At 64.9% G+C, this 13,271-nt stretch carries 17 protein-coding genes; 9 read left to right on the forward strand and 8 right to left on the reverse strand.

Features of this window, described 5'->3' with window-relative positions; all coding sequences use genetic code 11:
- Nucleotides 1-657: alpha/beta fold hydrolase (locus Q1J79_RS20185; protein ID WP_300304278.1), on the forward strand; the 657-nt coding region annotated here is incomplete at its 5' end.
- 7 nt (nucleotides 658-664) lie between these two features.
- On the opposite strand, the gene Q1J79_RS20190 is transcribed toward Q1J79_RS20185, so the two are convergent.
- The 5 genes from Q1J79_RS20190 to Q1J79_RS20210 all read right to left on the reverse strand — a co-directional run bounded on the left by Q1J79_RS20190 (nucleotide 665) and on the right by Q1J79_RS20210 (nucleotide 3,751).
- Nucleotides 665-1,048, reverse strand: a complete 384-nt coding sequence (locus Q1J79_RS20190; RefSeq protein WP_300304281.1) for a hypothetical protein — start codon at nucleotides 1,046-1,048, stop codon at nucleotides 665-667.
- A gap of 5 nt (nucleotides 1,049-1,053) precedes the next feature.
- Complete coding sequence (locus Q1J79_RS20195; RefSeq protein WP_300304284.1) at nucleotides 1,054-1,341, reverse strand: DUF2312 domain-containing protein; 288 nt, start codon at nucleotides 1,339-1,341, stop codon at nucleotides 1,054-1,056.
- A gap of 124 nt (nucleotides 1,342-1,465) precedes the next feature.
- Complete coding sequence (locus Q1J79_RS20200; RefSeq protein ID WP_300304287.1) at nucleotides 1,466-1,780, reverse strand: DUF1244 domain-containing protein; 315 nt, start codon at nucleotides 1,778-1,780, stop codon at nucleotides 1,466-1,468.
- Nucleotides 1,781-1,789: 9 nt separating this feature from the next.
- The gene (locus Q1J79_RS20205) at nucleotides 1,790-2,932 is read right to left on the reverse strand and encodes a carboxylate-amine ligase (protein WP_300304291.1); all 1,143 of its coding nucleotides are present in this window, start codon (nucleotides 2,930-2,932) and stop codon (nucleotides 1,790-1,792) included.
- A gap of 21 nt (nucleotides 2,933-2,953) precedes the next feature.
- Nucleotides 2,954-3,751 carry an N-formylglutamate amidohydrolase gene (locus Q1J79_RS20210; protein ID WP_300304294.1) on the reverse strand — a complete coding sequence of 266 codons (798 nt, stop codon included), beginning with the start codon at nucleotides 3,749-3,751 and terminating at the stop codon, nucleotides 2,954-2,956.
- 121 nt (nucleotides 3,752-3,872) lie between these two features.
- Between Q1J79_RS20210 and Q1J79_RS20215 the strand changes: the two genes are divergently transcribed.
- From Q1J79_RS20215 to Q1J79_RS20225, 3 genes are read left to right on the forward strand one after another with little or no spacing between them, the layout of a single operon-like run.
- Entirely contained in the window at nucleotides 3,873-5,150 is a 1,278-nt protein-coding gene (locus tag Q1J79_RS20215) for an FAD/NAD(P)-binding protein (protein WP_300304297.1), read from the forward strand.
- Nucleotides 5,150-5,800 (forward strand): glutathione S-transferase family protein, encoded by a 651-nt coding sequence (locus Q1J79_RS20220; RefSeq protein WP_300304300.1) that lies wholly within the window; start codon nucleotides 5,150-5,152, stop codon nucleotides 5,798-5,800. Before Q1J79_RS20215 ends, Q1J79_RS20220 begins: the two co-directional genes overlap by 1 nt.
- Nucleotides 5,800-7,038 carry an MFS transporter gene (locus Q1J79_RS20225; protein WP_300304303.1) on the forward strand — a complete coding sequence of 413 codons (1,239 nt, stop codon included), beginning with the start codon at nucleotides 5,800-5,802 and terminating at the stop codon, nucleotides 7,036-7,038. Before Q1J79_RS20220 ends, Q1J79_RS20225 begins: the two co-directional genes overlap by 1 nt.
- A 24-nt stretch (nucleotides 7,039-7,062) precedes the next feature.
- Here Q1J79_RS20225 and Q1J79_RS20230 read toward each other — a convergent pair whose 3' ends face one another.
- Together Q1J79_RS20230 and Q1J79_RS20235 are read right to left on the reverse strand one after the other, a co-directional pair.
- Nucleotides 7,063-7,425, reverse strand: coding sequence for a DUF1428 domain-containing protein (locus Q1J79_RS20230; RefSeq protein ID WP_300304306.1), 363 nt, complete (start codon nucleotides 7,423-7,425; stop codon nucleotides 7,063-7,065).
- A 20-nt stretch (nucleotides 7,426-7,445) separates the two neighbouring features.
- Complete coding sequence (locus Q1J79_RS20235; RefSeq protein ID WP_300304309.1) at nucleotides 7,446-8,279, reverse strand: DUF899 domain-containing protein; 834 nt, start codon at nucleotides 8,277-8,279, stop codon at nucleotides 7,446-7,448.
- Nucleotides 8,280-8,350: 71 nt separating this feature from the next.
- Here Q1J79_RS20235 and Q1J79_RS20240 point away from each other — a divergent pair, with 71 nt between their 5' ends.
- The 3 genes from Q1J79_RS20240 to Q1J79_RS20250 are packed head-to-tail and all read left to right on the forward strand — an operon-like array spanning nucleotide 8,351 to nucleotide 9,815.
- Nucleotides 8,351-8,791, forward strand: a complete 441-nt coding sequence (locus Q1J79_RS20240; RefSeq protein WP_300304312.1) for a MarR family winged helix-turn-helix transcriptional regulator — start codon at nucleotides 8,351-8,353, stop codon at nucleotides 8,789-8,791.
- Between the two features lie 31 nt (nucleotides 8,792-8,822).
- Nucleotides 8,823-9,254, forward strand: coding sequence for a VOC family protein (locus Q1J79_RS20245; RefSeq protein ID WP_300304315.1), 432 nt, complete (start codon nucleotides 8,823-8,825; stop codon nucleotides 9,252-9,254).
- 21 nt (nucleotides 9,255-9,275) lie between these two features.
- The gene (locus tag Q1J79_RS20250) at nucleotides 9,276-9,815 is read left to right on the forward strand and encodes an SRPBCC family protein (protein ID WP_300304318.1); all 540 of its coding nucleotides are present in this window, start codon (nucleotides 9,276-9,278) and stop codon (nucleotides 9,813-9,815) included.
- 6 nt (nucleotides 9,816-9,821) lie between these two features.
- On the opposite strand, the gene Q1J79_RS20255 is transcribed toward Q1J79_RS20250, so the two are convergent.
- Nucleotides 9,822-10,685, reverse strand: a complete 864-nt coding sequence (locus tag Q1J79_RS20255; RefSeq protein WP_300304321.1) for a hypothetical protein — start codon at nucleotides 10,683-10,685, stop codon at nucleotides 9,822-9,824.
- A gap of 106 nt (nucleotides 10,686-10,791) precedes the next feature.
- On the opposite strand from Q1J79_RS20255, the gene Q1J79_RS20260 reads away from it, so the two are divergent.
- Together Q1J79_RS20260 and Q1J79_RS20265 are read left to right on the forward strand one after the other, a co-directional pair.
- Nucleotides 10,792-12,888, forward strand: coding sequence for a 3-hydroxyacyl-CoA dehydrogenase NAD-binding domain-containing protein (locus tag Q1J79_RS20260; protein WP_300304324.1), 2,097 nt, complete (start codon nucleotides 10,792-10,794; stop codon nucleotides 12,886-12,888).
- Between the two features lie 54 nt (nucleotides 12,889-12,942).
- Nucleotides 12,943-13,271 (forward strand): GTP-binding protein (locus tag Q1J79_RS20265; RefSeq protein WP_300304327.1); only part of this gene is annotated, 329 nt, incomplete at its 3' end.

Here is a 13,271-nt window from a genome sequence, read left to right on the forward strand (position 1 = left end):
GGCCATGAGGAAAGCGGCGGACGCAAGCCGGGCTGGGGCTATGATTTCGGCTATCACGACCTGCTGACCGAGGACTGGCCGCTGGCGATTGCCGTCGTGAAGGCGCGTTTCCAGAGCGCGCCTTTCTACCTGCTGGGCCATAGCCTGGGCGCGCAGGTCAGCAGCATCTATGCCGCCCATCATCCGCAGCAGCTTGATGGCCTGATCCTGATCGCCTGCAGCTCGGTGCACTGGAAACTCTGGCCGAAAGCCTTCCTGGCTTACAGCCAGATGGTGCCGTTGGTGGCGCGCATCGTGGGGCATTTCCCCGGCCACCGTTTCCGCTTCGCCGGACGCGAGGCACGCACACTGATGACCGACTGGGCAAGGCAGGCGCGCACGGGCCGTTTCATGTTCGGCCGGCCACGGGTGGATCACGACCGACATCTGGCGAATTTAAGCCTGCCGGTACTGGGCATTTCATTGCAGGGCGATTTCTTCGCGCCAAAGCATGCGATGGACGGATTGTTGGGCAAATTCCCCAAGGCGCAGCTCACGCGCCACCACCTCGACCCGAAGGCGATGGGTTTTCAGGGCATCGATCATTTCCGCTGGGTGCGGAAGCCTGAGATCGTGATGCCCAAGGTGGTGGAATGGCTGAGGGCGCGGCACGGCTGAAGACGGCCTAACGTCCCTCGTAGCATTTCACCCGCGTCACCTCGCCGGAATCGGTCTCGGTGCTTTTCTCGCGGTAGATTTCCATGGTGCCGCGATTCTTCAGGCGGCATTCGCCGACCGGGAACCAGCTGGATTTCACCTGCACGATGATGAATTCGTTCGGACGCAGGCGATCCGGCGCGCAATAGCGGTTCACCTCGCGCGGTTTGGCGATCACGGTCGAATTAACCCGGCCTTCGCGGCGGATGTTGATCGGCCAGTTATATTCCGTGAGGTTGGCGATGCTGACGCAGGCCTGGGCGTCGTCGGTGATGGGCCGCTGCGGCTGGGCGACGGCCGGCAGGGCGAACAGCGCGACCAAGCCCGCGACACTGCCGGCAAGGCCGCGCATGCAGCTTACTCCGCCGCTTCGGCGTCGGCGTTGCCGTTGATCTGCATGCCAAGCGCATCCATGTAGATTTCCAGCAGGCTTTCCTGCTCGGCCAGTTCGGCGCGATCCAGCTTGCGCAGCTTGATCACCTGGCGAAGGATCTTGGTGTCGAAGCCATGCGCCTTGGCCTCGGCATAGACCTCGCGGATATCATCAGCCAGCGCCTTCTTCTCTTCCTCCAGCCGCTCGATGCGGGCGACGATCTGGTTGAGCTGGTCGGCCGAGAAATTGCCGGAGATCAGTTTGGTGGCCATGCTGCGACCTCAAAAATCAGGGGTTATGGATGGCGCGGATTATAACCGCCGGCGCCCCGCCGCCTACCGCCGCGCCCAAGTTATCCACAGGAATGCGCCGGGAGTGGATAACTCGGATTTATCCCTAGTGTTTGAGGTTTTTCTGCGCCTCGGCGAAGGCCTTCTGCTGCTCCGGGCTGGCTTCCTTCTGGTATTTCGCCTGCCATTCCGGATAGGGCATGCCGTAGACGATCTCGCGGGCTTCCATCTTGTCGAGTTCGATTCCCTTGGCTTTGGCTGCGTCCTGGTACCAGTTGCTCAGGCAGTTGCGGCAGAAGCCGGCCAGGTTCATCAGGTCGATATTCTGCACGTCGGTGCGGCTGCGCAGATGCTCGACCAGACGGCGGAAAGCGGCGGCCTCCAGTTCGGTCTGCGTCTTCGGATCGATCTTGTCGCTCATATCGGCCTCCTAATCGGGGATGGCGAAATTGACGGTCTCCGCCACCAGCCAGTCCACCACGGCCTTCAGCGCCGCGGGCTTGTCCATGCCAGCATGTAGCGCATCGCGGTAGACTTGCAACTGTCGCTGCGCCGAGGTGCCGCGCTTCAGGATGCCGCGCGCCCGTTCCACCTCGGCCAGGCAGCCGAGCTGGACCGCCTCTTCCCGCGTCAGTTCGATCAGTTCTTCCAGCAGCGCCGCATAGGGCACGGCCTCGCCCTTGCCGAAATCGACCAGGCTGCCGGCGATGCCGTAGCGCTGCGCCAGCCAGCGGTTTTCGTCGATCAGCGTGTTGGCATAGATGCGCCAGCGCTGGTTCTTCTGCCGCAGCCGCAGCAAGGCCGCGAGCAGGCACAGATACAGCGCCGCGACGCTCAACCCGTCGTCCAGCCGGGTGCAGACATCGGTGACACGCAGTTCCAAGGTGGGATAACGCGCCGAGGGGCGGATGTCCCACCACAGCTTGCTGGCATCCTCGATCAGGCCAGCCTGCGTCAGGCGGTTCACCAGCCGCTGGTATTCGCCCCAGGTCTCCAGCCGTTCGGGCAGGCCGGTACGCGGCAGGCTGTCGAACACCGACAGGCGATAGGATTGCAGGCCGCTTTCCTCGCCCTGCCAGAAGGGCGACGAGGTGGACAGCGCCAGCAGATGCGGCAGGAAGTAGCTGACCTGGTTCATCAGGTCGATGCGCAGGTCCTCGTCGGCGATGCCGACATGCACATGCAGGCCGCAGATGATCAGTCGCCGCGCCACGCCGGCCAGATCTTTCGCCAGCCGATCATACCGCTCCTTCTCGGTGTGGCGCTGGTCGCTCCATTTGGCGAAGGGATGCGTGGAGGCGGCGATCGGCGCCAGGCCGTGACGCGCCGCCACTTCCGAAATGCCGCCACGCAGACGCACCAGATCGGCGCGCGCCTCGCCCAGGTCGCGGCAGACCTTGGTGGAAATCTCGATCTGGCATTGCAGGAATTCGGGATGCACCTGGCCGCCGGCAATCGCCTCGCACTCCGCCAGCACGGCGGCCGGCGGCTCGACCGCCAGCGCGCCGCTGCCGCGTTCGACCAACAGATGCTCTTCCTCGATGCCGATGGTGAAATCGCCGGCGCTGAACATGGAATCCCCCGTTACCTGAAACTAGGCAGCGCTGCTCGCCGCCGCCATCAATCCCGCTTCACTGAGCATGCGGCGGAAACAGCGGTCCAGCCGCACCGCCCAGGCCTTCGCACCTGCCTCGTCGCTCACCAGATCCTGCCGCACCTCGATCATCACATGATGCAGGCCGCGATTCTGGCCATGCTCGAAAATCGAATGGCCGGCATGGCGCCGGCCGCTATAGGGCTCGTTGTCGCCCACCACCAGGTCGCCCTCGTCGCGCAGGGCCTGCAGCAGCGGCTGGGCCAGGCGACCATCGCGGTCCCACACCACGCCGATATGCCAGGGCCGATCCTCGTCTTTTGCGCGCAGGCGCGGCGTGAAGCTGTGGATGGACAGCAAAGCCGGCAACGACCCGCGTTCGCCGGCCGCCTCGATCTGCGCGGCGATGGCCATATGATAGGGCCGGAAATAGGCATTCATGCGGCGCGTGCGCTCGGCCTCGTTTAGGTCGCGGTTGCCCGGCACCACGGTACCGTCGCTCACCTCGCAGATCAGGGTGGGGTCGTCCGGCCGCCGGTTGCAATCGATCACCAGCCGCGACACCCCGGCCAGCACGGCAGGCGCATCCAGACTGCGGGCCAGGCATTCGGTGATAATCGCCGTGCCGGGGTCCCAGCCGATATGGCGGGTGCGCTCATCATCCGGCAGGCCGAGATTGCCCAGGCCAGGCGGCACGATGCAGCTGGCATGGTCGCAGATCAGCACCAGCGGCGCGCTGCCCTGCGGATTGACAATGCGATGACTCGGAGGTTCGGCGGCTTGTTCGGGATTGGGCATGATGGGGGTCAGGGGGAGCCGGGACGGCTGGACCGGGAGTATAGCGGCCGGATTTGCATAAGATGGTCAGGCTGCACTAAGGTTGCGGCGACATTTGGGCAACCATAGCTGAAATAATCCCGTGCTGCATCATATCGCCATTGTTGGAAGCGGCCCTTCCGGCCTGTTCTGTGCCGACGCCCTGCTGCGCCAGAAACCCGAGCTGAAAATCGACGTCTTCGACCGGCTCGCCACCCCCTATGGCCTGGTGCGCTTCGGCGTCGCCCCCGACCATCAGGGCACCAAGGCCGTGACCCGCCAGTTCGATCGGCTGTTCGGCAATCCCAACCTGCGTTTCCTGGGCAATATCGCGGTCGGCCGCGACCTGCCGCTGGCCGAGCTGACGGCCCATTACGATGCCGTGATCCTGGCATTGGGCGCCCATGCCGACCGGCCGCTGGGCATCCCCGGCGAGGACCTGCCGGGCCGCTACGGTTCGATGGCCTTTGTCGGCTGGTATAACGGCCATCCCGATTTCCGCACGCTCAATCCCCTCCTCGACCGGCCGGGCGCGGCCGTGATCGGCATGGGCAATGTGGCGATCGACATCGTGCGCGTGCTGGGCAAGACCCCTGCCGAGATGGCGAGCAGCGACCTGACCGCCCATGCCGCCGAGGCCATCGCCAAGGCGCCGCTGAGCGATCTTTACATTCTTGGCCGCCGTGGCCCGGTGGAGGCCAGTTTCACCAGCGCCGAACTGGCCGAGCTGGGCCGGCTGGAGCGGGTGCGTCCGGTGGTGAACAAGGCGGACCTGCCCGAGGCATTACCGGCTGGCATCGATCCCAACGATGCCAAGGTGAAGGAAAAAAACCTGAGCCTGCTGCATGAATTCGCTGCCCGCACGGACGAGAAACCAATCCGGCTGCATTTCCTGTTCCATGCCGCGCCCGAGGCCCTGCTGGGCGGCGGCCGGGTGGAGCGGCTGAAGATCAAAGGCATCGACAAGCCTCTGGATGTCGGCACCGCGATCAGCGCCATCGGCTATCGCACGGCCACCGAAGGCGACCTGCCGCAGGCTGATGCACGCGGCCTGCTGGCCAACGACTCCGGCCGCATCGCGCCGGGCCTGTATGTGGTGGGCTGGGCCAAGCGCGGCCCGAGCGGCACCATTCCGACCAATCGCGCCGAGGCGAAAGCCGTGGCCGATCTGGTGCTGGCCGATTTCGCCAATGATACCGCGCCGGCCAAACCCGGCAGCCTGGAGTTGGACCGACGCATCGCCGCACGTGGAGTTGCCGTCATCGACTGGACCGGCTGGAAACGCATCGAAGCGGCCGAGACCGCTGGCGCCGCGCCCGGCAGCCCACGGGCCAAGCTGGCCGATTGGGATAACCTGCACCGCACGGCGCTGATCCTGTGATGAAGCTCTACAATATCCCCGCCTCGCCCTTCGCCGCCCGCGTGCGCATCCTGCTGCGCGCCAAAGGACAGACCCTGGACATGCTGACGCCGCCCGCGCCGGCCGAGTTTCGCCAGATCACGCCTCTGGGCAAGGTACCGGCATTGGTGCGCGACGACGGCAGCGTGCTGCCGGAATCGGAAGTGATCTGCCATTACCTGGACGACATCCTGGCTGGCCCGAAGCTCTATCCAGTCGATACCGATGCCCGCGCCGCCAGCGAATTGGTCACCCGGCTGGCCGACCTGTATCTGGCCGTACCGTTGAGCGATTTCTTCACCCAGCTGTTCACCGCCCCCGATGACCGCGCCGCCATGCAGGCGATCATCCCCGACATTGCGCGCGGCCTGAAATACCTGGACCTGCTGGTGGGCGATGACGGCTTCGCCGCTGCCGGCCGCTTCACCCATGCCGACTGCGCCCTGCCGCCGATGCTGTTCTACGCCGCCGGCATGCTGTCGGCCGTGGCGGACGATGACCTGCTGGCCAAGCGGCCGCGCCTTTCGGCCTACTGGCAGGCCATCCAGCAGCAGCCAGCGGTGAGCGCCGTACTGGACGAGATGCGGCAGGCCGTGAAGAAATACCAGAGCAAGCTGCAGGCGGCGCAGTAATGGCCGAGGCCAGCCCGATGGATTCTGCGGGGGCCACCGCTGCGCCTGTTCCGCTGCCAGTCTGGCCGGTGCTGGCCGCTACCACCTCCACCCAATCCATCACCACGCTCTCCGCTCTCGCGCTCTCTGCCGTGGCGCCGAAAGCCGCCGCCGACCTCGGCATTGGACCGGCTTTGGTGGGTTATCAGGTCAGCCTGGTCTATACCGGCGCGGTGATCACCTCGCTGATCGGCGGTGGCTTCGTGCGCCGGCTGGGCGCCACGCGGGCCAGCCAGATCGCATTATGGCTGGCCATGGCAGGCTGCCTGCTTTCCGCACTCGGCACGCTGCCGGCGCTGGCGCTCGGCGCGCTGGTGATCGGGCTGGGTTATGGCTGCACCAATCCCGGCGCCTCGCATCTGCTGTCGCGCACGCGCAGCGGCGCGCATATGAACCTGATCTTCTCGATCAAACAATGCGGCGTGCCGATCGGCGGCATCCTTGCCGGCCTGCTGATCCCGCCCGTCACGCTGTTGCTGCACTGGCAAGCGGGGCTGGCATTATGTGCGTTGCTGGCGCTGGGCTTGAGCATCGCGCTGCAGAAGGCACGGGCGCACTGGGATGCCGACCGCCAGAATGATGCCGCGCTGTTCGTATCCCCGCTGGCCGGTCTGTCGCTGATCTGGACGCATCCGATCCTGCGCTGGCTGGCGCTGTGCTCTTTCGCCTATTCCGCCGTGCAGCTCAGCCTCACGGGCCTGCTCGTCACCTATCTGGTGGCGGAAGTGGGCCTCGACCTGGTGCTGGCCGGCAGCCTGATGGCGGTGGCACAGACGGCGGGCGCCGCCGGTCGCCTGGGCTGGGGCTGGCTGGCCGACCGACTGAAATCGGGCTCGAAAGTGCTGATCCTCAACGGCGCCATCGCCATCGTGGCGGCGATCCTGACTGCCATGATCAGCGCGCAATGGCATATCGGGCTTATCGCCGCGGTTGTCGCCCTGTTCGGATTCTGCGCCATCGGCTGGAACGGCGTGTTCATGGCGGTGATCGCGCGTCAGGCGCCGGCCGGCAGCATCGGGCTGGCCACAGGCGCGACCTTGAGCATAACCTTCGCCGGCGTGGTGGTCGGCCCCTCGGCGTTCGCCTGGCTGCACGACCATGCCGGGCTGTCTTATTCCGGCGGCTACCTGCTGATGGCCTTCGTCACCTTGCTGGGGGCCTTGTGCATGGTGATCGCGCGCCGGGGCCTGCGCGCTTAAGCCGGCCCCGGCGCGCCCTTCGGCTCAGCCGGACACCAGCGTCTTGAACCCGCCATAGCCCATGCGCTTCACGTCGAAGGGCATCTTCTTCGGATCGGGGCACATGGCGTGGATACGTGGATCCTTCATCACCTTGGCATTCACCTTGTCGCGATGGGCACGCGACTTGAAGACGATATAAGAAAACATGACGACCTCGCCTTTCTTCAGTTTGGCGATTTTGCTGAACGGTAAACCGAATTTCACGTTGTCGTCGTCGCTGACGCATTCGCGGTAGTCCAGCGCACCATGCTCGCGCCAGATCTTGCCGGCCTTGGCCGCCATTTTCTTGTAAGCGGCCAGGTTCTTCTTCGGCACTGGCAGCAGGAAACCATCGACATAACTCATCCTACGTACTCCTCCTCAGGTTAATCGTGGCAGCAGCTCGCCGTGGCCTGCGGCTGGTCATCGTATCTGTCGTGATGGCGCAGCCAGAATTCGCTGGTCTTGGGCCAGCCGGGCGGCGAATCCTCCCATTCTTCCTGCCGGCCAAGAGCCGTCATGTCGAGCAGGTGATGAACATTGAGCAGCATGTCGAGGCCGCGGCTGTAGGTGGAGTATGTGTGGTAGACGCGGCCGCCATCCTGCAGGAAACAGCTCAGGCCCGGCAATTCACCGGAGAAAGACAGTTCGCCGCCGGGTGACCGTGGCACGGGCTGGTAATTGTATTCCGGCAGCGCCACGGTCGGATCAAGCGTGACGTGAAAATCGGCGTTGAAGTCGCTGCCGTAACTTGAGGCCCAGGGCATGGTCCAGCCCATGCGGCGCTTGAACGGCATGATCTTGGACAGCGGCGCGCGGGAGACCATGGTGAAGCTGGTGCCGCGCGCATGCAGGTGCGACAGGTGCGGCAGGTTGTCGGCCAGATGCGAGCAACCCGGGCAGCCTTCCGACCAGGGATGGGTCTGGCCCGGCGGCGGATCGTCGGGGCTGAACATGAAATGATAGATCACGAGCTGGCGGCGCCCCTCGAACAGGTCGCGCAGGCTGCGACGGCCCTGGGACGTTTCGAACTGGTATTCCTTGTCGACCTCCACCATCGGCAGGCGCCGGCGTTCGGCATTCAGGGCGTCGCGCTGGCGGGTGAAAGCCTTTTCCTTCGCCAGCAATGCCTGGCGCGCTTTCAGCCAGTCTTCGCGCGAAACGACCGGCGGCCGGGCGGCGAGTGCTTCGTCCTGCGGGTGCGGCTGCATCACATTCATGGCGATCCTCCTCTGGGCCGGCTGAAACGCCGGCTTGACATATACGTTGATATCAACATAATAAGCGCCGCATGTCAAAGATCGATATCCTGCCGTTCGAGACCACCATCATGGTGCGCGACACCTGCCTGTGCCTGCATGTGCAGCGCGCGGCACGCGCCCTGGCCCGGCGGTTCGACGAGGTTCTGCGTCCCATGGGCCTCACCAACGGGCAGTTTTCCCTGCTGATGTCGCTCAACCGGCCACAGCCGGCCAACATCAGCCAAGTGGCGAGCGTGCTGGCGATGGACCGCACTACGCTGACTGCCTATCTCAAGCCGCTGGAACGCCGGGGCCTGGTAAATGTTTCTCCCGATCCGGATGACAAACGCACCCGCCGCCTGACGCTGACGCCGGACGGGCGCAAACTGCTGGTCAAGGCCCTGCCAGTCTGGAAACGCACCCATGCCGAGATCGACCGACTGGTGGGCGATCCCGATCACCTGCGCGCCGATCTGCGCGCCCTGTCGTAATTCTTCCCCCAGCTGAACGATGGAGTGAGCCGTGAGTTTCAATGCCTATCTGAGTTTCAACGGCAATTGCGCAGAAGCTTTTGCTTTCTACGAGACAACCCTGGGCGGCAGGATCGAGGCGATGCTGACCCATCGCGAAACCCCGGCCAGCGAACAAACCCCGGCCGAGTGGCAGGACAAAATCATCCATGCCTGCATGACGCTGAATGGCACCATGATCATGGGCGGCGACGTGCCGCCGCAGATGTATCAGCCGATGACCGGCTTCTCGGTCAATGTCGTCATGCCCACCGCGACCGAGGCGGAGCGCGTCTTCGCGGCCCTCAGCACGGGCGGCACCGTGCAGATGCCGATGGAAGAGACCTTCTGGGCCGAGCGTTTCGGCATGGCGACTGACCGCTTCGGCGTGCCCTGGATGGTGAACTGCTTCAAGCCGAACCCCGATGGCGAGAACTGCCAATAAGACTCCGGAAGGATTTATTCCATGCTGAAGACCATTGCCCTCGGCGCGGCGGGGCTGCTGGCTGTTGCCCTTGTGGTTGTCCTGATCATCGCGGCAAACAAGCCAGACACTTTCCGCGTGCAGCGTTCTGCCACCATCAAGGCGACACCGGAAAAGATCTTCCCGCTGATCAACGACATGCATGCCAACTTGGACTGGTCGCCTTATGAGAAGAAGGACCCAGTCATGAAACGGGCCCATGGCGGCCCGCAGAGCGGCAAGGGCGCTTTCTATGAATGGGATGGCAACAAGGAGGTTGGCAGCGGCCGCATCACCATCACAGAATCAATGTCGCCAAGCAAAGTGGTCATGGCGCTGGACATGACCAGGCCCTTCGAATGCCACAACATCATTGAATACACCCTTGTGCCGCATGGCGATGGCACGCTTGTCACCTGGGCCATGCTGGGCCCGGCCCCTTACATCGGCAAGGTGATACAGGTTTTCTTCGATACGGACAAAATGGTCGGGCGGGATTTCGAGGTTGGCCTGGCCAGCCTGAAGGTCATCGCCGAGCGCTGATCCGGCCTACAGGTCGCCGATCTTGAAATTCAGGCTGAGCACCTTCGGATAACCCTGGGCGTCCGGCGGCATGGCGAAAGGTTGCGCCAGCCGCATGGCGCGCAGAAAGGTCTCCATCGCCGTGCGCATCGCCGCCGCCTGCGGCCGCGGATCGTAGGCGATCTGGTCCCAGCCATCGATCATGGTGTTGAGATCCCACGGGTCGTTCTTGCCGAACGGCGGCGCCAGCATGCCGTTCGGCAGCACCATGTAGCGGCCGTAGATCCGGATATCCTTGAAGCGCGGCGAATCGAAATCGATCACCCAGCCGGGCACGATCTGGCTGAGGAAGAAGTCGCTCTCCGACTGGGTCATCACTTCGGCAGGCGCCCCGGCCGCGCGACCCGCGCCGGGCTGGCGGCTGCCGGCCTGGCTCTGCGCCTGCGGCGGGCGCTGTTGCGGCGCCGTGGCGGTGGCCGGGCCACGCCGCTCGGGCTGCGGTGGCGCCGGCTTGGGCGCTTCGCTGGCCTGGGGCCGTTCGCGGGCCCTGTCGCCGGCACTGGGCGGCGCCTTGGACTCCTTGGTCACCGGCGCGCGCTGCAATTGCGGCACGCTGGGCGGCGGCAAAGGCGCCGCCGGGGGAGCTTCCGCTTTGGGGGGCTCGGGGGGTGGCGGCGGTTTGGCCGCCTCGGCCTTCGGTTCCGGCTTGGGCGGGGGCGGCAGGACGAATTCGGCCAGGACCGGCGGCGGTTCGGGCTGCAGCCGCCAGGTCCAGGGCTCGACCAGCAGCAGCACCACGATCAGGCCATGCAGCAGCAGCGACAGGGCCACCGCCAACCAAAGCCGGCGATTATCCCATTCCTGCGCGCGATATTCTGAAAACAAGGCCATGACAAACACTTAGCGCTGACGTAACGGCAGGCCAAGGCTTTTGCCCGGCTTGATCGCCTCGGCTATAACCGATTGTCCGACAATTAAGAAGATACCGGAGAGAAACGTGACCGATCCAGTTGCCACCCCAGTTGCCTATAGCGTCCGTGACGGCGTTGCCGTTCTGACCATTGAGAACCCGCCCGTCAATGCCCTGAGCCAGGGCGTGCGCGCCGGGATCATTGCCGGCCTGGATAAAGCCGATGCCGATCCGGCGGTCAGCGCCGCCGTGATCATTGGCGGCGGTCGCACCTTCATTGCCGGCGCCGACATCAAGGAATTCGGCAAGCCGCCGCTGCAGCCCTATCTGCCCGACGTGCTCAAGCGCATCGAGGCGATGACCAAGCCGGTGGTTGCCGCCCTGCACGGCACCGCCCTGGGCGGCGGTTTCGAGGTGGCGCTCACCTGCCACTGGCGCGTGGCGCTGGAGAGCGGCCAGGTCGGCCTGCCGGAAGTGAAACTCGGCCTGATCCCCGGCTCGGGCGGTACCCAGCGCCTGCCGCGCCTGGTCGGCCCGAAAATCGCGCTCGATCTTATCCTGTCAGGCAACCCGATGACGGCCAAGAAGGCAGCCGAACTGGGCGCCGTCGACGAGATCGTGAGCGGCGATCTGCTGGATGGCGCGCTGGCTTTCGCCAGGACGGTGGTGGCCGAGCAGCGCCCGCTGCGCCTGGTGCGTGACATGAACGACAAGGTCAGCAATGTCGACCCGGCGGTGTTCGAGGAGATTCGCAAGGCCAGCGCGCGCAAGGCCAAGGGGTTCCTGGCGCCGTGGCGCTGCATCGATGCGGTGGAAGCGGCCACGAAGCTGCCGATTGACGACGGCCTGCTGAAGGAGCGCGAATACTTTTTCGAATGCATGGGCAGCCCGCAGCGCGCCGCCCAGATCCACGCCTTCTTCGCTGAGCGCGAAGCGGCGAAAATCCCCGGCCTGCCCGAGGACGTGAAGCCGAAGCAGATCAGGTCGGCCGCCGTGCTCGGTGCCGGCACCATGGGCGGCGGCATCGCCATGAATTTCGCCAATGCCGGCATCCCGGTGAAGCTGCTCGATGTGTCGCAGGAGGCGCTCAGCCGCGGTCTGGGCGTGATCGAGAAGAACTACGCCACCTCCGTTGCCCGCGGCAGCATGAAGCAGGAGGCCATGGACCGGGCGATGAAGCTGATCACCGGCACCCAGCATTTCGAGGATATCGGCGATGCCGACATCGTGGTGGAAGCCGTGTTCGAGGAGATGGGCGTCAAGAAAGAGGTGTTCGGCAAACTCGACAAGGTGATGAAGCCCGGCGCCGTGCTGGCCACCAACACCTCGACGCTGGATATCGACGAGATCGCGGCAAGCACCAGCCGCCCGCAGGACGTGATCGGCACGCATTTCTTCAGCCCGGCCAACGTGATGAAGCTGCTGGAAAACGTGCGCGGCGCGAAATCCTCGCCCGAGACCATCGCCACCGTAATGGCTTTGGGCAAAACGCTGAAGAAGGTGGCGGTGCTGGCCGGCAATTGCGACGGCTTCATCGGCAACCGCATGCTGCACGGCTATCTGCGCGAGGCGAATTTCCTGCTGGAGGAAGGCGCCACGCCGCAGCAGATCGACAACGCGCTGGAGGAATTCGGCCTGGCCATGGGGCCGTTCCGCATGTCCGACCTGGCCGGCCTGGATGTCGGCTGGCGCATCCGCAAGGGCAAGGCCCATCTGCGGCCGAAGGACGAACGCTATTCCCCGGTGGCCGACCGGCTCTGCGAGAGGGGCCGTTTCGGCCAGAAGACCGGCGCGGGTTTCTACAAATACGAGGGCCGCAACGCCCTGCCCGACCCTGTCGTCGAAGATGTGATTCTAGCCTCGGCGAAGGAGCAAGGCATTGAACGGCGGGTGATTTCCGACGAGGAGATCGTTCAGCGCTGCATGTATCCGCTGGTCAACGAGGGCGCCAAAATCCTGGCCGAGGGCATCGCCATCCGGCCGGGCGATATCGACATCACCTACCTTTTCGGCTATGGCTTCCCCGTCTATCGCGGCGGGCCGATGTTCTGGGCCGAACAGATCGGCCTCGACAAGGTGCTCGCCACGATCCGCGGCTTCCACAAGATCCACGGCAAGTTCTGGGAACCTGCGCCCCTGCTGGTGCAGCGGGCCGAGGCCGGCAAGGGGTGGAACGACCGCTGAGAGGGCCCATATAGAGACACCGGGCCAGTTTTCAGAGGTAGTTTAAAGAGTCCGATGTCCGAACCCGCCGTTGCCACCTATCCGGGCGCCCCAGGTCAGAATTCCGACCCGATCGGCGCCCGGCGCACCTTTGCCATCATCGCGCATCCCGACGCCGGCAAGACGACGCTGACCGAAAAGCTGCTGCTGTTCGGCGGCGCCATCCATCTGGCGGGCGCGGTGAAGGCGCGTGGCGAAAGCCGGCGCGCCCGCTCCGACTGGCTGAAGATCGAGCAGCAGCGCGGCATCTCCGTCTCCACCTCGGTAATGAATTTCGAATACCGGGGCTGGACCTTCAATCTGCTCGACACGCCGGGCCACGAGGATTTCAGCGAGGATACCTA

The organism is Ferrovibrio sp., assembly GCF_029255545.1.
Lineage (GTDB): Bacteria > Pseudomonadota > Alphaproteobacteria > Ferrovibrionales > Ferrovibrionaceae > Ferrovibrio.

Bases quoted from the DNA above. Each gene is read 5' to 3' on its own strand.
- Q1J79_RS20225 (WP_300304303.1), top strand. From the start codon at position 5,800: ATGGCCGAGGCCAGCCCGATGGATTCTGCGGGGGCCACCGCTGCGCCT.
- Q1J79_RS20230 (WP_300304306.1), bottom strand. From the start codon at position 7,425: ATGAGTTATGTCGATGGTTTCCTGCTGCCAGTGCCGAAGAAGAACCTG.
- Q1J79_RS20190 (WP_300304281.1), bottom strand. From the start codon at position 1,048: ATGCGCGGCCTTGCCGGCAGTGTCGCGGGCTTGGTCGCGCTGTTCGCC.
- Q1J79_RS20250 (WP_300304318.1), top strand. From the start codon at position 9,276: ATGCTGAAGACCATTGCCCTCGGCGCGGCGGGGCTGCTGGCTGTTGCC.
- Q1J79_RS20255 (WP_300304321.1), bottom strand. From the start codon at position 10,685: ATGGCCTTGTTTTCAGAATATCGCGCGCAGGAATGGGATAATCGCCGG.
- Q1J79_RS20210 (WP_300304294.1), bottom strand. From the start codon at position 3,751: ATGCCCAATCCCGAACAAGCCGCCGAACCTCCGAGTCATCGCATTGTC.
- Q1J79_RS20240 (WP_300304312.1), top strand. From the start codon at position 8,351: ATGTCAAAGATCGATATCCTGCCGTTCGAGACCACCATCATGGTGCGC.
- Q1J79_RS20220 (WP_300304300.1), top strand. From the start codon at position 5,150: ATGAAGCTCTACAATATCCCCGCCTCGCCCTTCGCCGCCCGCGTGCGC.
- Q1J79_RS20205 (WP_300304291.1), bottom strand. From the start codon at position 2,932: ATGTTCAGCGCCGGCGATTTCACCATCGGCATCGAGGAAGAGCATCTG.
- Q1J79_RS20235 (WP_300304309.1), bottom strand. From the start codon at position 8,279: ATGAATGTGATGCAGCCGCACCCGCAGGACGAAGCACTCGCCGCCCGG.
- Q1J79_RS20200 (WP_300304287.1), bottom strand. From the start codon at position 1,780: ATGAGCGACAAGATCGATCCGAAGACGCAGACCGAACTGGAGGCCGCC.
- Q1J79_RS20195 (WP_300304284.1), bottom strand. From the start codon at position 1,341: ATGGCCACCAAACTGATCTCCGGCAATTTCTCGGCCGACCAGCTCAAC.